This window comes from Enterovirga sp., from assembly GCF_028290205.1.
Taxonomy (GTDB): domain Bacteria; phylum Pseudomonadota; class Alphaproteobacteria; order Rhizobiales; family Beijerinckiaceae; genus Enterovirga.
In genome coordinates, this window is sequence record NZ_JAQGKF010000026.1 from 1 (window position 1) to 22,869 (window position 22,869).

Annotated in this window: 21 protein-coding genes, 1 tRNA gene and 1 pseudogene; 4 read left to right on the forward strand and 19 right to left on the reverse strand. The window is 70.3% G+C overall.

The genetic code is table 11. From position 1 onward, the window contains the following. Positions 1 to 234: 234 nt before the first annotated feature. From JWR86_RS17805 to JWR86_RS02065, 7 genes and pseudogenes are all read right to left on the reverse strand, one after another. Positions 235 to 441, reverse strand: a pseudogene (locus JWR86_RS17805) (DUF6538 domain-containing protein); the annotation flags it as partial. Between the two features lie 137 nt (positions 442 to 578). Next, positions 579 to 654, reverse strand: a tRNA-Ala gene (locus JWR86_RS02040). A 262-nt stretch (positions 655 to 916) separates the two neighbouring features. Beyond that, entirely contained in the window at positions 917 to 1,507 is a 591-nt protein-coding gene (gene rimM / locus JWR86_RS02045) for a ribosome maturation factor RimM (RefSeq protein ID WP_299560100.1), read from the reverse strand. Next, entirely contained in the window at positions 1,504 to 1,863 is a 360-nt protein-coding gene (rpsP, locus tag JWR86_RS02050) for a 30S ribosomal protein S16 (RefSeq protein WP_299560036.1), read from the reverse strand. The genes rimM and rpsP overlap by 4 nt, the downstream gene beginning before the upstream one ends. A 110-nt stretch (positions 1,864 to 1,973) precedes the next feature. Continuing rightward, the gene (gene ffh / locus JWR86_RS02055; protein ID WP_299560039.1) at positions 1,974 to 3,545 is read right to left on the reverse strand and encodes a signal recognition particle protein; all 1,572 of its coding nucleotides are present in this window, start codon (positions 3,543 to 3,545) and stop codon (positions 1,974 to 1,976) included. Position 3,546: 1 nt separating this feature from the next. Continuing rightward, positions 3,547 to 3,771 (reverse strand): glutathione S-transferase, encoded by a 225-nt coding sequence (locus JWR86_RS02060; protein ID WP_299560042.1) that lies wholly within the window; start codon positions 3,769 to 3,771, stop codon positions 3,547 to 3,549. Positions 3,772 to 3,935: 164 nt separating this feature from the next. After that, positions 3,936 to 4,142, reverse strand: a complete 207-nt coding sequence (locus JWR86_RS02065; protein WP_299560045.1) for a hypothetical protein — start codon at positions 4,140 to 4,142, stop codon at positions 3,936 to 3,938. Between the two features lie 99 nt (positions 4,143 to 4,241). Between JWR86_RS02065 and JWR86_RS02070 the strand changes: the two genes are divergently transcribed. Continuing rightward, the gene (locus JWR86_RS02070) at positions 4,242 to 5,300 is read left to right on the forward strand and encodes an MBL fold metallo-hydrolase (protein WP_299560048.1); all 1,059 of its coding nucleotides are present in this window, start codon (positions 4,242 to 4,244) and stop codon (positions 5,298 to 5,300) included. Between the two features lie 8 nt (positions 5,301 to 5,308). Here the strand turns inward: JWR86_RS02070 and JWR86_RS02075 are convergent, their stop codons facing one another. The 7 genes from JWR86_RS02075 to hemH form a co-directional block, all read right to left on the reverse strand. Then, a complete protein-coding gene (locus JWR86_RS02075) occupies positions 5,309 to 6,199 on the reverse strand; it encodes an MBL fold metallo-hydrolase (protein WP_299560051.1) in 891 nt (296 codons plus the stop codon). Beyond that, complete coding sequence (locus tag JWR86_RS02080; RefSeq protein ID WP_299560054.1) at positions 6,196 to 6,489, reverse strand: hypothetical protein; 294 nt, start codon at positions 6,487 to 6,489, stop codon at positions 6,196 to 6,198. The genes JWR86_RS02075 and JWR86_RS02080 overlap by 4 nt, the downstream gene beginning before the upstream one ends. Positions 6,490 to 6,504: 15 nt before the next feature. After that, positions 6,505 to 7,266, reverse strand: a complete 762-nt coding sequence (locus JWR86_RS02085) for a pentapeptide repeat-containing protein (protein ID WP_299560057.1) — start codon at positions 7,264 to 7,266, stop codon at positions 6,505 to 6,507. A 107-nt stretch (positions 7,267 to 7,373) separates the two neighbouring features. Continuing rightward, positions 7,374 to 8,381: a hypothetical protein gene (locus tag JWR86_RS02090; RefSeq protein WP_299560060.1), complete on the reverse strand. Its 1,008-nt coding sequence runs from the start codon at positions 8,379 to 8,381 to the stop codon at positions 7,374 to 7,376. Positions 8,382 to 8,574: 193 nt separating this feature from the next. After that, a complete protein-coding gene (gene gpmI / locus JWR86_RS02095; RefSeq protein WP_299560063.1) occupies positions 8,575 to 10,101 on the reverse strand; it encodes a 2,3-bisphosphoglycerate-independent phosphoglycerate mutase in 1,527 nt (508 codons plus the stop codon). A 75-nt stretch (positions 10,102 to 10,176) separates the two neighbouring features. Next, positions 10,177 to 11,055, reverse strand: coding sequence for an oxygen-dependent coproporphyrinogen oxidase (gene hemF / locus JWR86_RS02100; protein ID WP_299560102.1), 879 nt, complete (start codon positions 11,053 to 11,055; stop codon positions 10,177 to 10,179). A 41-nt stretch (positions 11,056 to 11,096) separates the two neighbouring features. After that, positions 11,097 to 12,197 (reverse strand): ferrochelatase, encoded by a 1,101-nt coding sequence (gene hemH, locus JWR86_RS02105; RefSeq protein WP_299560066.1) that lies wholly within the window; start codon positions 12,195 to 12,197, stop codon positions 11,097 to 11,099. A gap of 89 nt (positions 12,198 to 12,286) precedes the next feature. On the opposite strand from hemH, the gene JWR86_RS02110 reads away from it, so the two are divergent. Beyond that, positions 12,287 to 13,009, forward strand: a complete 723-nt coding sequence (locus tag JWR86_RS02110) for a uracil-DNA glycosylase (RefSeq protein WP_299560069.1) — start codon at positions 12,287 to 12,289, stop codon at positions 13,007 to 13,009. Positions 13,010 to 13,022: 13 nt separating this feature from the next. On the opposite strand, the gene JWR86_RS02115 is transcribed toward JWR86_RS02110, so the two are convergent. Beyond that, the gene (locus tag JWR86_RS02115; protein WP_299560072.1) at positions 13,023 to 14,327 is read right to left on the reverse strand and encodes an HD domain-containing phosphohydrolase; all 1,305 of its coding nucleotides are present in this window, start codon (positions 14,325 to 14,327) and stop codon (positions 13,023 to 13,025) included. Between the two features lie 189 nt (positions 14,328 to 14,516). On the opposite strand from JWR86_RS02115, the gene JWR86_RS02120 reads away from it, so the two are divergent. Beyond that, a complete protein-coding gene (locus JWR86_RS02120) occupies positions 14,517 to 15,761 on the forward strand; it encodes a pilus assembly protein TadG-related protein (RefSeq protein WP_299560075.1) in 1,245 nt (414 codons plus the stop codon). A gap of 288 nt (positions 15,762 to 16,049) precedes the next feature. Beyond that, complete coding sequence (acnA, locus tag JWR86_RS02125; protein ID WP_299560078.1) at positions 16,050 to 18,755, forward strand: aconitate hydratase AcnA; 2,706 nt, start codon at positions 16,050 to 16,052, stop codon at positions 18,753 to 18,755. A 61-nt stretch (positions 18,756 to 18,816) separates the two neighbouring features. On the opposite strand, the gene JWR86_RS02130 is transcribed toward acnA, so the two are convergent. The 4 genes from JWR86_RS02130 to JWR86_RS02145 form a co-directional block, all read right to left on the reverse strand. Then, positions 18,817 to 19,482: a DUF2848 domain-containing protein gene (locus JWR86_RS02130; RefSeq protein ID WP_299560104.1), complete on the reverse strand. Its 666-nt coding sequence runs from the start codon at positions 19,480 to 19,482 to the stop codon at positions 18,817 to 18,819. Positions 19,483 to 19,559: 77 nt separating this feature from the next. Next, on the reverse strand, positions 19,560 to 21,002 hold the full coding sequence (locus JWR86_RS02135; protein ID WP_299560081.1) for an MFS transporter: 1,443 nt from the start codon (positions 21,000 to 21,002) through the stop codon (positions 19,560 to 19,562). A gap of 80 nt (positions 21,003 to 21,082) precedes the next feature. Next, the gene (locus tag JWR86_RS02140) at positions 21,083 to 21,895 is read right to left on the reverse strand and encodes an SDR family oxidoreductase (protein ID WP_299560084.1); all 813 of its coding nucleotides are present in this window, start codon (positions 21,893 to 21,895) and stop codon (positions 21,083 to 21,085) included. Between the two features lie 2 nt (positions 21,896 to 21,897). Next, the gene (locus JWR86_RS02145) at positions 21,898 to 22,830 is read right to left on the reverse strand and encodes a histone deacetylase family protein (protein ID WP_299560087.1); all 933 of its coding nucleotides are present in this window, start codon (positions 22,828 to 22,830) and stop codon (positions 21,898 to 21,900) included. Positions 22,831 to 22,869: the final 39 nt, after the last annotated feature.

Sequence of the window (22,869 nt, forward strand, 5' to 3'; positions counted from 1 at the left end):
TCGCACCGTCTTGCGACGATCTTTTGGTCGCTGGCGCTGCGTCGGGCACGGCCGCGAACGCGAGAAGCTCTCCGACCTCGGCAGCTAGGGGGGCGCTGATGTCATCGCCTCGCTCAAGATGCTCCAGCTCCTCAAACCGGATGTGAGCTATCTCTCGGTCCGTCTTCTGGCGCGCGCCCCGCTTTTCCTCGAGCACGAACCAGCGAGCGGCCAAGTGCCAGATTTCGGCATTTGTCAGGTCGGCAGGAGCTGCACTCGGCACTGGCGCGCGAAGTTCCTGCGAGCCTCATCGAACTCGGCCTCAGCGCGGAGACGCTCTATGCGGACGCGGCGTCGTGCCTCGTCAGGGTCGGATGTCCCGAGGGTCTTGCGAACCTCCCGCCTGCCGAAAACGGGACGTAGGTCATGCGGAACCCGGACCCGTAGGTGCCAAATCGACTCGCGCTTCTGAAGCGCTCCGCGCGTCGCGCCATGGCCGGTCTAGGATGCTCGCGCGTACCACTGCTGTGTACTAACCGAGCGTCCTAAGCCGGGGAAAACCAAGGGCTTTCTTGAGGTTCAGGCACTTAGGGGAGACCTGGTGGAGCTGAGCGGGATCGAACCGCTGACCTCTGCAGTGCGATTGCAGCGCTCTCCCATCTGAGCTACAGCCCCGGTCAGGGCGGCCTTGTAGGGGCGTCCGGTCAGGTCTGTCAACGGCTTGACAACGGGTGTCGCACGCAGGTCGTGATTTGGTGGCCGGCCCTGTCCGGGCCGGCGGCCCAAGTGTCGCGCCCCAGCCCCGGGCGCACCGGCGCGGGCGGCGTCCCACCCTGCGAAAACGGTCGAGATCTGGTCGGTGGAGGTCGGCCCTGCCGGGCTGCGGCAGCCCGCGGCGCGCGCCGATTCGGAGCGCCGGGCGAAGAGAGGGGGCCGGCTAACCGGCGCTCGACTCGGGGCCGTCTTCGCCCTCGGCCTCGCCCTCGGGCACCTCCGGCGGCTCGACGCGGATGCGCCCGGCGGGGATATCGATCTCGGGCACGAACTGCCTCGTGAAGGGCAGCAGGGTCGTCCGGCCGCCGCCGAGGGGCGCGATCTCGAGAAGCTCGCCGCCGCCGTAATTCGGCACGCCGACCACGGTGCCGAGCGGTCCGGTCGGACCGTCCACGGCGAGCCCGACGAGGTCAGCAAGAAAGAACTCGTCCTCGTCCGCGGTTTCGCCCAGCCGCTCCCGCGCGACATGGAGCCGGATTCGGTTCAGCGCCTCGGCGGCCTCCCGGGAGGCAACGCCCTCCACCCTGACGACCAGGAGGTCGGGCTGGTCGCCCGCCGCCTGGCGCAAGCTGGTCAGGCGGAAGGCGCGGCCGTCTGAGCCCGCGAGCGGGCCGTAACGGCCGATCGCGAGCGGGTCTTCGGTGTAGGATTTCAGCCGGACCTCGCCGGCGAGCCCGTGCGCCCGGCCGAACTCGCCGAGCAGCACATGGCCCGCGGGAGGGCGACCGGACGGAGGCACGGGGTCCCCGATCAGGCTGCGGCCGGCTCGCCGGCTTCGGCCTTCTTGGCCTTCTCGGCAGCGCGCTCGGTCGCCTTCTGGCCCGGCTTGCCCTTTTCCGGGTTGTTGCGGGTGTCGCGCTTGGCGAGACCGGCAGCGTCAAGGAAGCGGAGCACGCGATCGGTCGGCTGGGCGCCCTTGGCGAGCCAGCCCTGGATCTTCTCGCCCTCGAGGGTGACCCGGCTCGGATCCTCCTTCGGCTTCATCGGGTCGTAGGAGCCGACCTTCTCGATGAAGCGACCGTCGCGGGGCGAGCGGGCATCGGCCACCACGATGCGGTAATAGGGACGCTTCTTGGCGCCGGCGCGGGCGAGGCGGATTTTCAGGGACATCTTGCTTTTCTCCTAGCTCTTGGGCTGCCCCGGCCGGGCTCGTCCCGGCCATTGACAGCTCTGCACGTGAAACGAGGCGGCCGGAACGAGCCCGGCCGTGACGGGGCGGGCTACTTCTTCTTGCCGCCTCCGAACGGGAAACCGGGCGGCAGGCCGCCCGGCAGCTTCGGGCCGCCGAGGCCCGGAAGGCCGCCGCCGAAACCCGGCAGCTTCGGGCCGCCCGGGCCGCCGAGGCCGGGCGGCAGCAAGCCGGCCGGCATGCCGGGACCGCCCGCCTTGCCCATCTGCTCCTGCATGGCGGCGAGCTGCTCGGGGGAGGGCTGGGGCATGCCGCCGCCGAGGCCCATCATCTTGCCGATCATGCCGGAGATGCCCTTGCCCTTGCCGCCGCCCATCATCTTCATGACGTCAGCCATTTGGCGGTGCATCTTGAGAAGTTTGTTGACCTCTTCGACCTTGGTGCCGGAGCCGGCTGCGATGCGCTTCTTGCGCGACGCCTTGAGCAGGTCGGGATTGCCCCGCTCGGCCCGGGTCATGGACGAGATGATGGCGCGCTGACGCTTGACCATGCCTTCGGCGAGCCCCGCCTGGGCGATCTGGGACTTCATCTTGGCCATGCCGGGCATCATGCCCATCAGGCCGCCCATGCCGCCCATCTTCTCCACTTGGCCGAGCTGGTCCGACAGGTCGTCGAGGTCGAATTTCCCCCGCCGCATCTTGTCGGCCATCTTCGAGGCCTGCGCGGCATCGATGGATTCGGCCGCACGCTCCACGAGCGAGACCACGTCGCCCATGCCCAGGATGCGGTTGGCGACCCGGGACGGGTGGAATTCCTCGAGCGCGTCCACCTTCTCGCCGGTGCCGACGAGCTTGATGGGCCGGCCCGTGACGGCCCGCATCGACAGGGCCGCGCCACCGCGGGCGTCGCCGTCCATGCGGGTCAGCACGATGCCGGTGATGCCGATGCGGCTGTCGAAGGCCCGCGCGGTGTTGACGGCGTCCTGGCCGGTGAGGGCGTCCGCGACGAGCAGCACCTCGTGCGCGTCCGTCGCCCGCTTCACCTCGGCGGCCTCGGCCATCAGGGCCTCGTCCACCGTGACCCGGCCGGCCGTGTCGAGCATCACGACGTCGAAGCCGCCGAGCCGCGCCGCCTCCATGGCCCGGCGGGCGATCTGCACGGCGGATTGACCCGCCACGATCGGCAGGGTCTCGACCTCGACCTGCCGGCCCAGGATGGCGAGCTGCTCCATGGCGGCGGGCCGCCGCGTGTCGAGCGAGGCCATCAGCACGCGGCGCCGCCCGCGGTCCGACAGGCGCTTGGCGATCTTGGCCGTGGTGGTGGTCTTGCCCGACCCCTGCAGGCCGACCATCAGGATCGGCACCGGCGCGGCGGCGTTGAGGTCGATCGTGGCTCCGTCCGAGCCCAGCATTTCGACGAGCTGGTCGTGCACGATCTTGACGACCATCTGGCCGGGCGTGACCGACTTCACCACCTCGGCGCCGACAGCCCGGCTCCGCACCTTGTCCGTGAAGCTGCGCACCACTTCGAGGGCGACGTCCGCCTCGATCAGCGCGCGCCGCACCTCCCTGAGCGCGGCGTTGACGTCCTCCTCCGACAGCGCTCCCCGACGGGTCAGCCCGTCGAGGATCGCGGAGAGCTTCTCGGAAAGACCCTCGAACATCCTATTCGGCCCTGCCGCCCATCGAACTCTCGAGGCGCCGGGCCGCGAGCGCCGCCTCGAATTGCGTGACGGCCGTCTCGAACTTGTCCCGGCATCCCGGGTTGCAGAAGCCGACCACGGCTCCGGCATAGGTCGTGAGGGAATCGGCCGCGATGGCCTTGCCCGACCACGGGCAGGTCTCGTTCACGGCGTCTTCGATCCGCAACGGCGCGTCGGCCACGTCCATCTCCCGTCCCCTCAGGGAACACTGGGCAACGCGAACGGCGCCCGAGGGCGCCACGCGCTGTCGGACGTTGCGTCCGGCCCGGTCGAAAGGACCAGGCCGGGTCGGCGGCACTCGGGCTCGCTCGCGTCGAAGAGGGCAGCGCTTAAGCGCCCTCCGGCATCAAGTCAACGAAGGGCGTCGCCGCCGGTCGCCTTGGGCCGCGCCACCTCGGGGTGGCCGCTCTCCGCCGCCGCCTGCTCCCAGGCATTGTTGGGATGGGCGACCGTGCCGGCTTTCCGCTTGCGCGACTCCGCCACGATGTAACCGATCGCGAGCACCGCCAGCCCGCCCGCGAGACCGATGAACCAGATGTAGCTGCCGAGGTCACCCATGGTTGTCTCCGTGTCCGGTTGACCTCTCAACAACCCGCGCGGGGGTCCGTTCCGGCAGCCTGCTTGACGGGGACCTGCTTCCGGGCATGCTGCGGCCGGATGCACCGGCGCAACCTTGGAATTCTGGCGAGCGCGGCGGCTGTCCTGACCATGGGCGGCGTCGGCTACGCGGCCGTCGCCCGGCGGCGCAACCCGTATTACGACGGGCCGGTCTCCGATCATTTCGACGGCGTGCGCTTCTTCCGGCCCGGCATGCCGACCGACAGGGGCCCCATGGAGCTGCTGCGCTGGCAACTCGGCGGCGGCCGGGCCGACTGGCCCTCGGCCTATCCGAGCCCGTTCCAGGACAGGCCACCGCAGCGTGTGGAGGGACTTCGCCTGACGCTGGTCGGGCACGCCACCGTTCTGCTGCAGATCGGCGCCCGCAACATCCTGGTGGATCCGGTCTGGTCCGAGCGGGCAAGCCCGCTGCGGCTCGCCGGGCCGCGCCGGGTCAATCCCCCCGGGATCGACTTCGCCGACCTGCCGCCCATCGACGCCGTTCTGATCACCCACAACCACTACGACCATCTCGACACTGCCACCCTGTCGCGGCTCTGGGCCGGCTCTCGGCCGCGCATTCTGGCGCCTCTCGGCAACGACGTGGTGATCCAGGCCCACGACGAGGACGTCGAGGTCCAGACGCTGGATTGGGGCCAGTCGGCCGATCTCGGCTCGGGTCTGACCGTCCATCTCGAACCGGCCAACCACTGGTCGGCGCGCGGCGTGAACGACCGCCGCATGGCATTGTGGGGAAGCTATGTGGTGGCGAGCCCGGCCGGGACAGTCTACCTCGCGGGCGACACGGGCTATGGCGACGGCGACATCTTCCGGTCCGTGCGCGAGCGCTTCGGTCCGCCCCGGCTCGCCGTGCTACCGATCGGCGCTTACGAGCCGCGCTGGTTCATGGGCGCCCAGCACATGAACCCGGCCGACGCCGTCCAGGCCCTCGCCGATCTCGGCGCCGAAAGCGCCGTCGGGGTGCATTGGGGCACCTTCCAGCTCACAAACGAGGCCATCGAACAGCCCCCGCAGGATCTCGCGCTCGCGCTCGAGGCGGCGGCCATCGATCCCGGCCGCTTCCGGGCCCTGAGGCCCGGGGAGGTCTGGGAACCCTAGCGGCGCCCTCAGGCGCCGGCCTTGCCGCCCTTGGTGCCCGGCTTGGCGAAGGCGACGTGCTCGCCAAAGCAAAGTGGCCGAGCGGACCAGCGCCGCACCTCATCGGGCGTCAGCCGCACGCTTCCGCTGCCCGCCCACCACGGGTCGGCCTTGCCGTTCACCCAGTTGTCCGGCGGCAACAGGGTCGAGCCGCGGGTGGTCACGTCCCAGATGTGGTAGTGATGCGGGACCACGAGCCGGGCCCCGAGGCGCTCGGCGACCCGGTCGACCTGCTCGTAGCTGAGGACGTGCTGCGAGCCGTCGATGGGCAGGAGAGCGACGTCCACCGAGCCGATCGCCGCCCAGACGGCCTCCGGCGGGTCGGGCCGGTTGTCGCCCCAATGGAGGATGCGCAGCCCGCCCGCCTCCACCACCAGCAGCGAGTTGTCGAAGGAGCGCCAGTTGCCCGGCGGCCGCGTCTCCATGTCGGTGAGACGGCGCGTCATCTCAGCCCAGTCATAGGCGTTGTGGCGCGAATCGCTGACATGCTTGTCAGCGATTCCCGTGATGCGGAGGTCAGCCAGCGCGAAGGTTCCGACTAGGCGGTCGAGCACTGTCGAGGCGCTGACGGCGTGCAGCCCGTCATGGTCGAAATGGGCGTGGGTCGAGAGCGCGACGTCGACCTGGATCGCCGGGAAGTCGTACAGGTACCAGTCCCAATTGCCCCAGGGCGGGTTGCGCCACGGGTCGATCAGCACCGACAGGCCGGACGGCGCCGTGATGCGGAAGCAGGATCCGCCGAAATAGCTGAGCTCCACGCCCTCGCCAGGCGCCGCTTCGGCGCTCTGGAAGGCGATCATGCGGTTGTTGTTCTCGCGCTGCTTCCAGGCCCACGAGCCCTCGTCGATCCGATCCTTCACGTTGCAACCCCTCCCGCCCACAGCAGCCGCAGCGCCACGAAGCCGAGGGTGGCCGCCCCGAGGCCCCGGCGCCACGGATTGACCCCGCGCAGGAGCTCGTCGGCCGCCCACCAGACGAGGCTCCCGAGTTGGAGCGCCCGCAGACCCGCACCGAGGAGGCCGGCGGGCGCCAGCAGCCATTCGGCCGCGACCGCGCCGGCAAAGATCAGGAGCGGCAGGTTCGGCCATTGGCCGACCACGATGCGGCCGCTGCGCGGATCCCGAAACAGCCACTCGAGGGTGTTGTGCATGCGCGGGGCCGGAGCCTAGTCCTCGTCGCCACAGGGCCAGCTCCGGGGCGCCTTGAGGCCGGCCGGGAGCCGGGTGCCGGTCGAGCCGCAGCTGATGTCGATCTGCTCCTGTTTCAGCCCCGTGACCTGGGACAGGTCGGCGTCGTCGAACTGGGTCAGGAACAGGTAGGCGCCGCCCATCTTGGCGCCCGCCAGGTCGGCGCCCTCGAACCGGGCGCGGGCCAGGTTCGAGAACCCGAAATCGACTCCGGCGAGCTTCGCCCTGGTGAAGTTGACGCGCGACAGCTCCGCCTTGGACAGGTCCGCCCCGGTGAGATCGGCCCCGGCGAAATCGGAGCGGTTCAGCTCCGCCTTGCTGAGGTTCACCTCGGGCATCCGGGCGTCCGTGAAGGTGGCGCGGCTCATCTGGGCCGTCGGCATCAGCGCCTTGGCCAGGGTGGCGCCGCGAAAGCTCGTCTGCCAGCCCACGACCTTGGTCAGATCCGCCCCGGTCAGGTCCGAGTCGTCGAACCGGGCGAAGGTCACGTCGGCCTCGTTCAGCCGGGCGCCAACGAATCGCGACTTGCGGAAGTCGGTCGAGGTCAGGATGGCCCGGGTCATCACCGCGCCGCTGAGGTCGTTGCCCGACAGCAGAAGCTGGCGCTTCGAGCAGCCCGTCCAGTCGACCTTGGGGCCGATGGCGTCGGTGCAGGCGGCCCGAACCGGCGCGGCGGCCGCGACGGTCAGGGCCAGGCCCGCCCATAGGCGGAGCAGATGGCGGCCTCTGGACGGTGGCATCGGATCCTCGCGACGGCATCGCGCCGTCACACCCTAAGACCCCGGCCGAGACGGCTGCAATGGGCGAGAGGTCGCGCGTGCAGTCCGGGCCGCGCCGCGCAAGCGGATCAGCGCTCGGCGATGTAGCCCTTGGGGGTGACCACGACCCATTGCCGGCCGCGGCGCTCGATCGATTCGACCCGGCCGATGCCCGGCACGGTGTAGCCGACCGCCACGTCGAGATAGCGGCCGGCGCGGGTCTCGATCAGCGCGAAACCGCTGTCGAAATCGCGCACGAAATATCCTTCGACCTTGGTCTTGCGCGGGTCGATCTCCGCCTTGGGCGGCGCCACCTCGCCGATGGAGCCGGTCTGGGCGACGTCGACGCCCTCACGGCCAGCCGGTTTTGGGGGCGGGGTCGGCGCGGCCGCGACTTGGCCGATGGCCAGGCTCTTCTCGATGCGGTCGAGCCGCTCGGTCATGGCCTGGAGGCGAGCCGGGTCGCGCTGCGCCTTTTCGAGGCGCTCCACCGTGTCGGCCATGCGGCCGATCCGGGCCGCCTGGTCCTGGTTGGCGCGCTCCAGCTTGTCGGCGAGCTGCGCCTGGCGGGACAGGATCTCGGCGCGGGTCTTGTCGCGCTCGCCCTTGAACCCTTCCACGGAGCCGCGCAGCGACTTCGTCTCGGCTGCGAGCCGGGCGAGTTCCTGGTTCGTGTGGCGCAGATCGGCCACGGTGGTCTCGAGCTGCGCCAGGGTCGAGGCGCCGGGGCCTGCGGTCGAGCTGCCGAGCCCGTAGCCGACGCCGAGTGAGAGCACGATCGCCGCAGCCGCAGCCGCCGGGGCCAGAGCCGGCCGTGCCGCCTGCAGCCTGGCGCCGAGGGCGGTCATGTCGATGCCGTGGCGGGTCGGCCGGACGGACTCGACCAGGCGGGAGGCCTTGAGCCGCGTCGCGGGCGCAGGCTGCTCGGCAGACGGGGTCTCGGCCGCGGCCGCCGTCTCCGCCGTCACGCTCTCGGCTGCCGGCAAAGCGGCGCTTTCCGAAACTGTCTGCCCGGTCTCCACAGGGGCCGAGCCGGCCGCCTGCGGCCGAACCTCTGCCGTCCGCTTGAACCTGGACGTGAAACGCGAAGCTTTCATGAAACCCGACTCCGGCATCGCCTTCAGCCTTCACTAACCATGAGGCTTTACGAAACCGTTACGGCACGCGGCCGGCGGGGTGTTGGCCGACGGCACCCGTTCTCTTGGCGCAGGCCGCGGAAGACTTTGGGCCGCGACGGTGCGCGGGGGCGCGACCCGCCTGGACGGCGCCGATCCGGGCGCGCTGTCCGGTTCAGCCTGCGAGGAGCGAGCGGCCGGTCATCTCGGGGGGCTGCGGCAGCTCCATCAAGGCCAGCAGCGTCGGGGCGATGTCGGCGAGGCGGCCGTCATGCAGCGTGGCGCCGGCGACGCCGGCCAGCACCACCGGAACCGGGTTCGTGGTGTGCGCCGTGTGCGGCCCTCCGCCCACGGGGTCGCGCATCAGCTCGGCATTGCCGTGGTCGGCTGTGACCAGAAGCGCCCCGCCGGCCGCCAGCACGGCTTCGGCGATGCGGCCGAGGCCGCGATCCGCCGCCTCGACCGCCCGAATGGCGGCGTCCAGGCTGCCGGTGTGGCCGACCATGTCGGGATTGGCGAAGTTCAGGACGGCGAGGTCGAAGCGGCCGGACCGGATCGCCGCGACGGCGAGGTCGGTCAGCTCGGGCGCCGACATCTGCGGCTGCAGGTCGTAGGTCGCGACCTTGGGGGAGGGCGCCATGATGCGCTCCTCACCGGGAAACGGCGTCTCCCGGCCGCCGTTCAGGAAGTAGGTGACGTGCGGGTATTTCTCCGTCTCGGCCATGCGGAGCTGGGTCCGGCCGGCGCGCGACACGACCTCGCCCAGGATGTTGTCCAGGCTCTGCGGCGCGAAGATCGTGCCCATCAGGCGGTCGAGCTCGGTCGAATACTGGGTCAGCCCCAGCGCCGCCGCGACCGCGACGGGCCGGGTCCGGGCGAAGCCCGCGAAGGCCGGGTCGAGCAGGGCCTCGAGGATTTCGCGAACCCGGTCGGCCCGGAAGTTGAAGCACAGGATGCCGTCGCCGTCCCGCATGCCGGCATAGCCGCCGATGGCGGCCGGGATCACGAACTCGTCCGTGACATCCTGGCCGTAGGCCGCGGCCATCACGGCGGCCGGATCGGTGAAGCGCGGGCCGGCGCCGTCGGCCATGGCCGCGTAGGCCTTGCCGACCCGCTCCCAACGGTGGTCGCGGTCCATGCTGAAATAGCGCCCGCAGACCGTGGCGATGCGGGCTCCGGCCGGCAGCGCGGCTGAGAGCCGGGCCAGATCCTCGGCCCCGGACCGGGGAGGGGTGTCGCGGCCGTCCGTCCAGGCGTGCAGCGCAACCGGAATGCCGGCCTCGGTCACGATGCGGGCGAGGGCGACGGCATGGTCCTGATGGGCGTGCACGCCGCCCGGGGAGACGAGCCCCATGAGGTGGCAGGTTCCGCCCGTCTCCCTGAGCCGGGCTACCAGGCTGCCGAGCGCTGGGTTGAGGGCCATGGTGCCGCTGTCGATCGCGGCCGCGATGCGGGGCAGGTCCTGCATCACGATGCGGCCCGCCCCGATATTCAGGTGGCCGACCTCGGAATTGCCCATCTGGCCGTCCGGCAACCCGACATCGAGCCCGCTGGTGCGCAGAAAGGCGCGCGGGCCCGCGGCCCAGAGCCGGTCGAAATTCGGCTTCACGGCCTGGGCGACGGCGTTGTCGGCCGGGTCCTCGCGCCAGCCGAACCCGTCCAGGATCACCAGCATCACGGGGCGGCGGCGTTGCGGCGTCATGGGGACCTCGGCGGACGGGCGGCGGCATAGAGCATCGGAGGGCCGCTGTCGCGCCCTCCCGGCCGGAAGCTGAAGCTAGGGCCAGCGGACGGTGGGCGGCAGGCTCGACAGGATGGACGCGACGTTGCCGCCGGTCTTCAGGCCGAAGATGGTGCCGCGGTCGTAGAGGAGGTTGAACTCCACGTAGCGGCCGCGCCGCACCTGCTGCTCGTGGCGGTCCGCCTCTGTCCAGGGCGTGCGGACATTGCGGCGGACGATCTCCGGATAGACCCGGAGAAAGGCCTCGCCGACCGCCCGGGTGAAGGCGAAATCGGTATCCGGCTCGCCCCACAGGTAGTCGTAGAAGATGCCGCCGATGCCCCGCGGCTCGTTGCGGTGCTTGAGGTGGAAATACTCGTCGCACCAGGCCCGGTAGCGCCCGTAGGAGTCGGACGGGTGCAGGCCGCAGGCCTGCTGCAGCGCGGCATGGAAGGCCTGGCTGTCCGGATCGTCCTGGCGCCGGCGCCGGTCCAGCACCGGCGTCAGGTCGGCGCCGCCTCCGAACCAGGGTTTCGAGGTGACCACGAAGCGCGTGTTCATGTGCACGGTCGGGACGTGCGGGTTCCAGGGATGGGCGATCAGTGAGACGCCGCTGGCCCAGAAGCGCGGATCCGCCTCCGTGCCCGGGATCTGGGCCCGGAATTCGGGTGCGAACTCGCCATGCACCGTGGACACGTGAATGCCGGCCTTCTCGAAGACCCGGCCCTTGAGCATGGACATGACGCCGCCGCCGCCCGGCGCTCCGGTGTGGTCGGTGCGGCTCCAGGGCGTCCGCTGGAAGGTTCCCGGCTCGGATCCCGCTTCGGGCGAAAAGGGGCCCTCGGCCTCGGCCTCGAGCCGCTCGAAGGCGGCGCAGAGCCGGTCCCGGAGGGCGGCGAACCAGAGCGGCGCCTCGCCCTGGAGGCGCTCCACCACGGCCGGATCGGCCGGCCCCGCGGCCCCGGACGGCGCCGCGCTCACGGGCGCCCGGCCCCGGTGTCGAGCCAGCCCATCAGCTCGCGCTCGACCACGTGGTGGATGACCCGCATCCCCTCCGGGCCGTCGTTCAGGCAGGGCAGATAGGCGAAATGCTCGCCGCCATGGCCCTCGAAATACTCCCGGTTCTCGCCGTCGAGTTCCTCCAGCGTCTCCAGGCAATCCGCCGTGAAGCCCGGCGCCACGATCGCCAGGCTCTTCACGCCGCTCTTGGCGAGCCCGATCACGGTCTCGTCCGTATAGGGCTTCAGCCATTCGGCGGTCCCGAACCGGGACTGGAAGGCGTAGCGGAAGCGCTCCTCGGGCCAGCCGAACCGCTCGCGCATCAGCCGCCAAGTCTTGACGCAGTGGCAATGGTAGGGGTCGCCCTTGAGCAGGTAATCCTTGGGCACGCCGTGGAACGAGACCAGGATCACCTCGGGCTCGAAGGTGAGCCGGGCGAGATCGGCCCGCATCTTGTCCACCAGGGCGTCGATATAGACCGGGTCGTCGTGCCAGGGCGGCGCCACCCGGATGGCCGGCTGCCAGCGCATCCGGCTCAGGGCGGCGAAGACCTGATCGCACGCGGTCGCCGAGGTGGCGGCGGAATATTGGGGGTAGAGCGGCACCGTCAGGATACGGTCGCAGCCCTGGTCCAGCAGGGCCTGGATGCGCTCGGCCGTGCGGGGCAGGCCGTAGCGCATGGACCAGTCCACCACCACGCGGTCGCCGGCGATCTGCTGCAGGTGGCGGCCGAGATCCTCGGCCTGGGCGCGGGTGATCGTCTTGAGCGGGCCCTCGTCCCGCTCCCGGTTCCAGATCTTGGCGTAGTCGCGACCCTTCGGCCCGGGACGCTTGGTCAGGATGATGCCGTTCAGGATCGGCCACCAGATCAGCCGCGACGTCTCGATCACGCGCCGGTCGGACAGGAACTCCTTCAGGTAGCGCCGCATGGACCAGTAATCGGTCCCCTCCGGCGTGCCGAGGTTCATCAGCAGCACGCCGATCCGGCCGGACCTGACGGGGGGATGACCGGCCGGGCGGGGGCCCGCGCCGGACGGGGGGGCGTCGACCAGCACGGCCGCTTCTGTCCTCGCGTTCATGGCGCCTCTGTAGGTCATCGGCGGCGAGATGCCAGCCGGGCAGCCTGTCGCGCTTGACGGCTTGCGGGCCGGCGCGGCAGCAGGCCCATATGGGTGTGCACAAGGACGAGGTCTCGCCGGCCGGACCCGTGGCGGCGGCGTTGGCCGCCTTGCGGGCCGACCCCGCCGCTGCTTCGGGCTGGTGCCGGCTGCCGTTTTTCGCCGAGGGCGAGGCCGACCGCATCGCGGCGGCGCTGGACGGGGGCGGCGCCGAGATCACGCCGCCTCCGGCCGACATCTTCCGGGCGCTGTCGCTGACGCCTCTCGGCAATGTGAAGGCGGTGATCCTCGGTCAGGACCCCTATCCGCGGCCCGGAGACGCGCACGGCCTCGCCTTCTCCTTTGTCGGAGCGGGCCGGATGCCGCCCTCGCTGCGGACCATTCTGGCCGAACTCGCGGCCGATCTCGGCGGCCCGGTGCCGGCCCGGGGCGACCTGTCCGGCTGGGCGCGGCAAGGGGTGCTCCTCCTCAACACGGCGCTGACCACGCTGGCCGGAACCCCGGGCGCCCATCTCCGGCTCGGCTGGTCGCGGCTCGCCGACGAGGCGGTGGCCGCGGTCTCGGCCGGGCGCCCGGCCGTCGCCTTCCTCCTCTGGGGCGCGAGCGCCCGGGCCCGGGCGCCGCTGATCGACGCGAGCCGCCACCTGATCCTTGCGAGCGGCCACCCCTCGCCGCTGAACCGCGCCCGCGACTTCCCCGGCACGCGTCCGTTCAGCCAGAGCAGCCGCTGGCTTCGCGCGCACGGGATCGAGCCGCCCGACTGGCAGCTCTGAACCGGCCGGGGGCTCAGGCGGCCGCGGGTTCGGGCGACATCGCCGCCCGCGACGGCCCGTACAGGGCCTCGACGTCCGGCCACCGGCTCACCAGCGCCTGGACGCAATCGGGGTCGAATTGTGTGCCGGCATTGGCGAGAAGGAAGCTGCGCACCTCGTCCAGCGTCCAGCCCTTCTTGTAGGCCCGCTTGGAGGCGAGGGCGTCCGAGACGTCCGCCACGGCCGCGATCCGGCCCGACAGGGGGATCTGTTCGCCCTTGAGCCGGCGCGGATAGCCGGCGCCGTCCCAACGCTCGTGGTGGCTGAGCGCGATCTCGGCCGCGAGCTGGATCAGCTCCGAATCGCTGTCGCGCAGAACCTCGTAGCCATGTTCGGCATGCTTCTCCATGGCCCGGCGCTCCTCCGGATCGAGGGGGCCGTTCTTGAACATGATGGCGTCGGACACGCCGACCTTGCCGATGTCGTGCAGCGGCGCCGCCCGGTGGATGTTGTCGACCACGTGCCGGTCGAGACCCATTCCCTCGGCCGTCACCCGGCACAGGGTCGCCATGCGCATGATGTGGTCCCCGGTGTCGCCGTCCCGCTTCTCAGTGGCCCGGGACAGGCGGAGGATGACCTCCTGCTCGCGCTGCTCGATGGCCGCGGTGGCGCGTCGGATCTCGCCGATCATGACGTTGAAGGTCCGGGCGAGCGCGCCGACCTCGTCGTCCCGCCGGACCTGCACGCTGCCCTGGTAATCGTGCGTCTGGCCGATCCGGCTCATGGTGCGGCCGAGTTCGGCCAGCGGCTCGGTGATGGAGGCCTGGAGCCGCACGGAGATCAGCAGCCCGATCGAGGCCGCGAGCGCCGAGCCGAGGGCCGTCGGCAGCAGCGTCCGCCACAGGGTGGCGTCGAGATCGCTCACGTCGGCCACAAGAATCAGGCGCCCGATTTGCTCTCCCGAATCGATGACCGGCACGGCGACCTGAGCCGTTCGGCTCTTCAGCAGCTTGAGAACGGACCCCGCTTCACGGTCGCTGAGATCCAGGTCGCCCGCGAGCCTGACCGCCCCGCCGAGTTGGGCGATGCGCCGACCGGCCCTGTCCTGGACCTCGGCGTAGACCACTGTCGGCACCCGGGCGATGGCCCGGATGGCCTGCGTGACCGTGACCTCGCTGCCGGCGGCGAGCCCGGGCCCGGCTGCAGCGGCAAAGGCCTGCGCCGCGGCCAGAAGCGTGTTGCGCTTGCTGTCGAGATAGCGGTGAGCCTCGTGGAACAGCCCCAGGCCGGCATTGAGAAGCAGCGCGGCCCCGACGGACAGCAGAACCAGCCGCCTCAACTGAGCTCGAATGGTTCGGGCAGGGCGCAACATGGCAAGCCTGTGGAGGGGCGGGACCGAGGGGTAACGCGGTTTCCCTTAGCAATTCCGCAACGATGATTCGAGATGGACCGTAACCAGAATACATTCCGGCCTGCCACACGCCACATTTAGGCTTCGTCCAGCCTTTGCTGTCACAAATGGGATGTCATGACGTCCCTGATCACGACATTCCGCGCCAATGAGCGAGGTGGAGCCCTCGGCATCTTTGGGCTGTGCATGCCCCTCCTGGTGGGGTTGGTCGGAGCCGTGACCGACTACTCGACCTGGACGAACCAGCATCAGAAGCTCCAGAAGGCCGCGGACGCGGCTGCCATCGCGGCCGCCTCCGAACTGTCCATGTCGGCAGGAGGCGACGCACGCGTGTTCAGCGTGGCCGAGAGCGTCGTCAGGTCCCAGGAGCTGGTCAATGTCGGGGATGGCGAGATCGGCGTCTCGGCGACCGTGGCGGGCGACCGCGGCTCGGTGACGGTGCAACTCAACCAGCGCAAGGCCGCCGTTCTGGGCATTCTCGTCACCCCCGGCCTGACGGACGTCGCGGTGAGCGCGACGGCGACGCTGAGCGGCAAGCGTAAGGTCTGCGTGGTGGCGCTGGAGCCGAGCAAGAGCCACGCGCTCGAGCTCGACGGCGACTCCCGCCTCACCGCCCTCGACTGCGCGGTCATCTCGAATTCCACCCGGGCTTCCGGGCTGAAGGTGAAGGGCACCGCGGTGCTCACCGCGCCCTTCATCTGCTCGGCGGGTGGCTACGAGGTGCAAGGGCGGATCGAGGGGCAGCGGATCGCCGACTGTCCCCCGCAGCCCGACCCTCTCGAGCATCGGCCGCCGCCCCCCGTGGGACCGTGTCGCGAAAGCCGCAAGCTGGTGATCGAGACGGACACGACGCTGTTCCCGGGCACCTATTGCGGCGGCATCGAGATCAAGCAGCGGGCCCGCGTCACCGTCAATGACGGCATCGTCGTGATCAAGGACGGGCAGCTCAAGGTCAGCGATTCCGCCAGTCTCACGGGCCGAAATGTTGGCTTCTACTTCACCGGGAGCGGCGCGAATTTCGACTTCCTGAGCAGTTCCACGGTGGATCTCGGGGCACCGCGCTCGGGCCCGCTGGCCGGGATCCTGTTCTATGGCGACAGGTCGGCTCCCGACACGCGGGAATACAAGATCACCAGCGACAACGCCCGCACGCTGCTGGGAACACTGTACATCCCGCAGGGATTTTTCACGATCGACTCCAAGAAGCCCGTGGCGGACCGATCGGCCTATACGGCGATCATCGCGCGGAAGATCGAGCTGAAGCACTCGCCGATTCTGACACTGAATGCGGATTACTACGCCACGGACGTTCCGGTGCCAGCCGGCCTGGCGCCCTCGAACCAGGTTCGCCTGACCCGTTGACCCCGGCCCCGGGTCGCCCCGCGATGGTCGGACGTGGCACGGCGCGCGCCCTCCCGGTGGCCGCAGCGGCGGTTTAGAACTGCTCCGAAAGGCTGGCGCGTCCGCCCGATCTGGCGTATGGGACGGCCTGGCTGCGCCGCGCGCCCGAGCGTCCCATCCGCTCCTGCGCGCTCCCTCGGTTCGGGCACACCCGGGCGGCGCGCGCGATCTCCGCGCATCGGCCGAACACCCCCTCTGCGCAGCCCGCCTGCGCGTGTTCGCAACAAACGCCACCCACGAGGCCAGCCCGTGAGCGAGACTAATTCCTTCGACGCCCGCCAGACCCTGGATGTCGGCGACAAGACCTACACGATCTACTCCCTTCCGGCCGCGGAGGCGAAGGGCCTGGACGGCGTCGCCCGGCTGCCCTTCTCCATGAAGGTGCTGCTCGAGAACCTGCTGCGTTATGAGGACGGCCGCACCGTCAAGAAGGCCGATCTCGAGGCCATGAAGGCGTGGCTCGACAACCGCGGCAAGGTCGAGACCGAGATCGCCTACCGGCCCGCCCGCGTCCTGATGCAGGACTTCACCGGCGTGCCGGCCGTGGTCGATCTTGCGGCCATGCGCGATGCCATGAAGGCGCTGGGCGGCGACCCGCGGCGCATCAACCCGATGATCCCGGTCGACCTTGTGATCGACCATTCGGTGATCGTCGACGAGTTCGGCACCCCGCAGGCCTTCGCCAAGAACGTCGAGCTCGAATACGAGCGCAACGCCGAGCGCTACCAGTTCCTGAAATGGGGCCAGGTTGGGTTCGAGAACTTCTCGGTCGTGCCCCCCGGCACCGGCATCTGCCACCAGGTCAATCTGGAGTTCCTGTCCCAGACCGTGTGGACGCGCAAACAGGCGGGCGAGGCGGCCGAACTCGCCTATCCGGACACGCTTGTCGGCACCGACAGCCACACCACCATGGTCAACGGCATGGCCGTGCTGGGCTGGGGCGTGGGCGGCATCGAGGCGGAGGCCGCCATGCTGGGCCAGCCCGTGTCCATGCTCATCCCCGAGGTGATCGGCTTCAAGCTGACCGGCCGCCTGCGCGAGGGCATGACGGCCACCGACCTCGTGCTCACCGTGACGCAGATGCTGCGCAAGAAGAGCGTGGTCGGCAAGTTCGTCGAATTCTACGGCCCCGGCCTCGCTGACCTCTCGGTCGCCGACCGGGCCACGATCGGCAACATGGCGCCGGAATACGGCGCGACCTGCGGCTTCTTCCCGATCGACGAGAAGACCATCGCCTACCTGCGCACCACCGGCCGCACGGAGGATCGCTGCGCCCTGGTCGAGGCCTATGCCAAGGCCCAAGGCATGTGGCGGGACGGCACGACGCCGGACCCGGTCTTCACCGACACGCTGGAACTCGACCTCGACACGGTCGTCCCCTCGATGGCCGGCCCGAAGCGGCCGCAGGACCGGGTGACCCTGGACACCGTGAAGCGGGAATTCGCCGCCTCGATGGAGGGCGAGTTCCGCAAGGCGGGCGAGCTCAGCAAGCGCTACAAGGTGGAGGGCGCGAATTACGACCTCGGCCATGGCGACGTCGTGATCGCGGCCATCACCTCCTGCACCAACACCTCGAACCCATCGGTGATGATCGGGGCGGGCCTGCTCGCCCGCAACGCGGTCGCCAAGGGCCTGCGCTCGAAGCCGTGGGTGAAGACCTCGCTCGCGCCGGGCTCGCAGGTGGTCGAGGAGTATTTCGCCAAGGCGGGTCTGCAGGAGTCCCTGGACAAGCTCGGCTTCAATCTCGTCGGCTTCGGCTGCACGACCTGCATCGGCAATTCCGGCCCGCTGCCGGAGGCAGTGTCCAAGGCCATCAACGACAACGACCTGGTGGCCGGGGCCGTGATCTCGGGCAACCGCAACTTCGAGGGGCGCGTGAACCCGGACGTGCGGGCGAACTATCTCGCCTCGCCGCCGCTGGTGGTGGCCTATGCGCTGGCCGGTTCGCTTCAGATCGACCTCGTCACGGAGCCGCTCGGCACCGGATCGGACGGGCAGCCGGTCTACCTGAAGGACATTTGGCCCAGTTCGGCCGAGATCGAGAGCTTCATCGAGCGGACGATCACGTCGGAGCTGTACAAGACCCGCTACGCCGACGTGTTCTCGGGCGACGTCCACTGGAAGGGCGTGCCGGTGTCCACCGGCCTCACCTATGAGTGGCCGGTCGGCTCCACCTACATCCAGAACCCGCCCTATTTCGACGGGATGGGCAAGGATCCGAAGCCGCTGACCGACATCGCCAATGCCCGCATCCTCGGGCTGTTCGGCGACTCCATCACCACCGACCACATCTCGCCCGCCGGCAACATCCGGGCGTCGTCGCCGGCCGGGAAGTACCTGCAGTCGCATCAGGTCCGCGTCGCCGACTTCAACCAGTACGGCACCCGGCGCGGCAACCATGAAGTCATGATGCGGGGCACCTTCGCCAACATCCGCATCAAGAACGCGATGGTGAAGGACGCGGCCGGCAACGTCGTCGAGGGCGGGTTCACGCTGCACCAGCCCTCGGGCGAGCAGATGCCGATCTATGACGCTGCGATGCGCTACAAGGAGGAGGGCGTTCCCCTGGTCGTGCTGGCCGGCAAGGAATACGGCACCGGCTCCTCGCGCGACTGGGCCGCGAAGGGCACCAACCTCCTCGGTGTCCGGGCCGTGGTGGCCGAGTCCTTCGAGCGCATCCACCGCTCGAACCTCGTCGGCATGGGCGTCATGCCGCTGGTCTTCCAGGGCGAGGACGGCTGGGCTTCGCTCGGCATCCGGGGCGACGAGACGGTGAGCCTGAAGGGCATCGCCGACGGGCTGACCCCGCGCAAGAAGATGACCCTGGTCGTCACCTCCGCGGACGGCTCCGTGAAGGAAGTGCCGCTCGTCTGCCGCATCGATACGCTGGACGAGCTGGAATACTTCCGCAACGGCGGCATCCTGCCCTACGTGCTGCGCCAGCTCGCAGCCTGAAGCCGCTCAGCCGCGCCGGGCTCACCCGGCGCGGCACAGCAGGCCCGGTTCGCGGGCCCGCTCAGCCGAGGATCGGCAGTTCCTCCACGTCGTAGGCGTGGGCGATGCGGCGGCCGAGAACCGGGTCCTCGAGCTCATAGGCGAAGTGCGAGGCCGGCCGGATGCCGCCTCGGGCCGCAAAGGTGCCCCCGAACATGGCGCAGCCGTCGGGCATGCCTGCGCCGCCGAAGCCCTTGGCGATCAGTTCCGCCGGCGGCAGCATGCCGGCCAGCGTGCCCTCCTGGTAGAGCACGCGCTCCCCGCCGATCACCGCATGCGAGCGCAGGACCAGGCGGTCCCAATGCCCCTCGACCTCGGCAAAGGGCCACAGCACCGGCGCGATCGGCTTGTCGCACATCTGTTTGGACACGGTGACGCTGTAGGTCTCGACCCGGCGGTCGGTGTGGTCCGAGCCGACGCCGACATAGGTCACACCGCCCGAGCGGATCAGCACGAACTCGACCTCGCCGCTTGACGCGTCGCCGCTCGCCTCCAGCCGCGTGGCGGTGGTGAGCCGGCTGGCCGCGACGCGGTAGAAGATCGGCGTGGTCGCGGGCGCCGCGATGCCGAGCGCTTCGAGCTCGCGGATATGGTGGTCGCGGGCCACCGGGTCGCGTCCGGTCCAGCCGGCCACGACGGCCTGCCGCACGCTGACCCGGAGGGGTGTCGGGCCGTTCTGCCCCTGCATTGTGACGTCGAGCTGGTGGCTCATGGCGGGCTCCCCTCGTGGTGCTCGGCCGCCGCGGCTCGGGCGACCGCGTCTGGTTACACGGGAGGCAGGGCTGGCGCGGCCGAGAGCGGCCGTGCCACGTCCTCCAGCGACCGCCGTTCGCTGGCGACGCCCCAGATCCACTGCACGATCCCGGCGCCAACCATCAGGGCGGAGCCGAACAGGTAGCCGGCAAACACGCTGGTGCGCGAGCCCGTATCCACCAGGGCGCCGAACAGGATCGGCCCGGCCGCGCCGCCGATGCCGGTGCCGATGGCGTAGAACACAGCGATCGCGAGCGCCCTGATCTCGAGGGGAAACGTTTCGCCGACCGTGAGATAGGCGGAACTCGCCGCCGCCGAGGCCACAAAGAACACCACCATCCAGGCGAGCGTTTGGCCGGTCGCTGACAGCATCTCCTGCTGGAACAGCCAGCCCGATCCGGCCAGCAGCAGGCCAGACAGGATGTAGGTCCCGGCGATCATCGGGCGGCGCCCGACCGTGTCGAAGAAGCGGCCCAGGAGGACCGGGCCGAGGAAGTTGCCGGCCGCGAAGGGCAGGATGTAGAGGCCGACCCGGCCGGTCTCGACGCCGTAGAAGTCGGTGAGCACGAGCGCGTAGGTGAAGAACACCGCGTTGTAGAAGAAGGCCTGGGCGCCCATCAGCGCGAGCCCGACCAGCGCCCGCTGGCGGTGCAGCCGGAACAGGACGTGGAACACCTCGGCGAGCGGGGTGTGCGTGCGGGCATGCAGGCGCGTCACGGCGGCCGGGGTCGGATCGCGCGCGCCGGCATGGGTCTCGATCTGCTTGGCGATCCGCTCGCCTTCCGGTGCCCGGCCATGCGTGACGAGCCAGCGCGGGCTCTCCGGTACCCAGCGGCGCAGGACCAGGATGCCGAGGCCCAGCCCCGCCCCGATCACGAAGCAGAGCCGCCAGCCATGTTCCGGGTCGAGAATGGCGGGATTGAGGAGCACCACGGACCCCCCCGCGCCGAGCGCCGCGCCGATCCAGAAGGAGCCGTTGACGATCAGGTCGACACGGCCACGGTACTTCGCGGGCACGAATTCCTGGATGGTGGAATTGATGGCCGTGTACTCGCCGCCGATGCCCGCCCCGGTGAGGAAGCGGAACAGGCAGAAGCTCCACAGATTCCAGGAGAACGCCGTCAGGAAGGTGGCGGTCAGGTACACCGCGAGGGTGATGAAGAAGAGCTTCTTGCGGCCCCAGCGGTCGGTGAGCCAGCCGAAGCCGAGCGCTCCCAGCACGGCACCCAGCAGATAGGCCGTGCCGGCATAGCCGATGTCGGTGTTCGTGAAGCGGAGCGTCGGGCTTTCCTTGAGGGCTCCCGAAATGGCTCCCGCCAGCGTCACCTCGAGGCCGTCCAGGATCCAGGTGATCCCGAGCGCCACGATCACCAGCGTGTGAAAGCGGTTCCAGGCGAGCCGGTCGAGTCGGGCCGGGATGGTGGTCTCGACCAGGGTGGGCGTGCCGGCGGCCACGCGGTCAGCCTTCCCGGGCAGGCGGGCCGTTCAGGCCCGAGCCCTGCAGGGGGCGCGGCCTCGGCCGGCTGCTGTGCTGGTCATCCACCCTCCCGGAACTCCGGATAGAGCGTCATGCCGCCGTCCACGAACAGGGTCGCGCCGGTGACGTAGTCGGACAGGTCGGAGGCCAGCCAGAGCGCCGCGTTGGCGATGTCCTCGGGCTCGCCGATGCGGCCGTAGGGGATGAGCTTCAAGAGCTTGGCCAGCGCTTCCGGCGTTTCCCAGGCCTCGCGGTTGATGGGCGTCCGGATGGCGCCCGGCGCGATGGAGTTGATGCGGATCTTCCGGTCGGCGAATTCCTGCGCGAGGCTCTGCATCATCAGCATCACGCCGCCCTTGGACGCAGCGTAGTTCACGTGCCCCGCCCACATGATCTTTTCGTGCACGGAGGACATGCAGATGATCTTGCCGGTCGCTCGGCTGACCGCTGGCAGCGGGCCACGGGCCAGGAATTCCCGGATGGCGGCCCGGCAGCACAGGAACTGCCCGGTCAGGTTGATGTCGATCACCTTGCGCCACTGGTCGAGGGTCATGGCGTCGGCGGGCGCGTCCTGCTGCACGCCGGCATTGGCGACCAGGAGGTGCAGCGTGCCGAACGCCGTCCGGGTCTCGGCAAAGAGGCGCTCCACGTCGGCCTCGGAGGAGACGTCGGCCTCCACGACCAGCGCCTCGCTGCCGGCCTGCCGGATCTTCTCGGCGGTTTGATCCGCCCCGTCGCGGTCGCCGCGGTAATTGACCACGACCTTGGCTCCCGCGGCGCCCAGCGCCGCCGCCACCGCCGCACCGATGCCGGACGACGCGCCGGTCACCACCGCGACCTGGCCGGAAAGGTCGAGCGTGGGACCCGGCATGGTCAGCCCTCCATCAGGGCCGCGACATGCGCGGCGCAGGATTCGGCAAGTCCGCGGAGATCGTAGCCCCCCTCCAGCACCGAGACGACCCGCCCGCCCGCATGCCGGGCCGCGATCGCCATCAATTCCCGCGTGGCCCAGGCGAAATCGTCAGCCTCGAAACGCAGGCTGCCCAGGGGATCGCTCTTGTGCGCGTCGAACCCGGCCGAGATCACCACGAGATCGGGCCCGAACGCCTCGATGCGGGGCAGGATCTTCGCGGTCATCGCCTCCCGGAACTCGACACCGCCCTGGCCGGGCCGCAGCGGCGCGTTGACGATCGTGTCGTGGTCGCCGCGCTCGGAGACGGCGCCAGTGCCCGGATAGAGCGGCATCTGGTGCGTGGAGGCGTAGAGCACCGTCGGGTCGCTCCAGAAGATGTCCTGGGTGCCGTTGCCGTGGTGAACGTCGAAATCCATGATCGCGACGCGCTCGGCCCCGTGCCGGGTCTGGGCGTGCCGGGCCGCGATGGCCGCGTTGTTGAAGAAGCAGAAGCCCATGGCCCGGGTGCGCTCGGCATGGTGGCCGGGCGGCCGCATGGCGCAGAAGGCGTTCGCGGCCGCGCCGGTCATCACCGCGTCCGTGGCCGCGACGGCCGCGCCGGCGCCGCGCAGGATGGCCTCCAGCGTTCCGGGCGACATGATCGTGTCGGAATCGACCTGGACGAGGCCGGAGGCCGGGTTCGCCTTGGCGATCGCCTCGACCCAGGCCAGGGGATGAGCGAGCGCCACCTCCTCCAACGTCGCCTCCGGGGCGAGTTCGCGCCGCAGGGCGGCGAAGCGCTCGGCCCCGAGCGCCGTCGCGACGGCCCGGATGCGATCGGGGCGTTCGGGGTGGCCGGCTGGCGTCGCATGGGCGATGCAGGCGGCCTCGTGGTGCAGCAGAAGCGTCGTCATCGGAGCTGAACAGCCGGGGTTCGGGATGGTTGCCCGGCG

Excerpts from the sequence above, each read along its gene's own strand:
- rpsP (WP_299560036.1), bottom strand. The coding sequence starts at position 1,863 with ATGTCCCTGAAAATCCGCCTCGCCCGCGCCGGCGCCAAGAAGCGTCCC.
- ffh (WP_299560039.1), bottom strand. The coding sequence starts at position 3,545 with ATGTTCGAGGGTCTTTCCGAGAAGCTCTCCGCGATCCTCGACGGGCTG.
- JWR86_RS02060 (WP_299560042.1), bottom strand. The coding sequence starts at position 3,771 with ATGGACGTGGCCGACGCGCCGTTGCGGATCGAAGACGCCGTGAACGAG.
- JWR86_RS02065 (WP_299560045.1), bottom strand. The coding sequence starts at position 4,142 with ATGGGTGACCTCGGCAGCTACATCTGGTTCATCGGTCTCGCGGGCGGG.
- JWR86_RS02070 (WP_299560048.1), top strand. The coding sequence starts at position 4,242 with ATGCACCGGCGCAACCTTGGAATTCTGGCGAGCGCGGCGGCTGTCCTG.
- JWR86_RS02080 (WP_299560054.1), bottom strand. The coding sequence starts at position 6,489 with ATGCACAACACCCTCGAGTGGCTGTTTCGGGATCCGCGCAGCGGCCGC.
- JWR86_RS02085 (WP_299560057.1), bottom strand. The coding sequence starts at position 7,266 with ATGCCACCGTCCAGAGGCCGCCATCTGCTCCGCCTATGGGCGGGCCTG.
- JWR86_RS02090 (WP_299560060.1), bottom strand. The coding sequence starts at position 8,381 with ATGAAAGCTTCGCGTTTCACGTCCAGGTTCAAGCGGACGGCAGAGGTT.
- gpmI (WP_299560063.1), bottom strand. The coding sequence starts at position 10,101 with ATGACGCCGCAACGCCGCCGCCCCGTGATGCTGGTGATCCTGGACGGG.
- hemH (WP_299560066.1), bottom strand. The coding sequence starts at position 12,197 with ATGAACGCGAGGACAGAAGCGGCCGTGCTGGTCGACGCCCCCCCGTCC.
- JWR86_RS02110 (WP_299560069.1), top strand. The coding sequence starts at position 12,287 with ATGGGTGTGCACAAGGACGAGGTCTCGCCGGCCGGACCCGTGGCGGCG.
- JWR86_RS02120 (WP_299560075.1), top strand. The coding sequence starts at position 14,517 with ATGACGTCCCTGATCACGACATTCCGCGCCAATGAGCGAGGTGGAGCC.
- JWR86_RS02130 (WP_299560104.1), bottom strand. The coding sequence starts at position 19,482 with ATGCAGGGGCAGAACGGCCCGACACCCCTCCGGGTCAGCGTGCGGCAG.
- JWR86_RS02140 (WP_299560084.1), bottom strand. The coding sequence starts at position 21,895 with ATGCCGGGTCCCACGCTCGACCTTTCCGGCCAGGTCGCGGTGGTGACC.
- JWR86_RS02145 (WP_299560087.1), bottom strand. The coding sequence starts at position 22,830 with ATGACGACGCTTCTGCTGCACCACGAGGCCGCCTGCATCGCCCATGCG.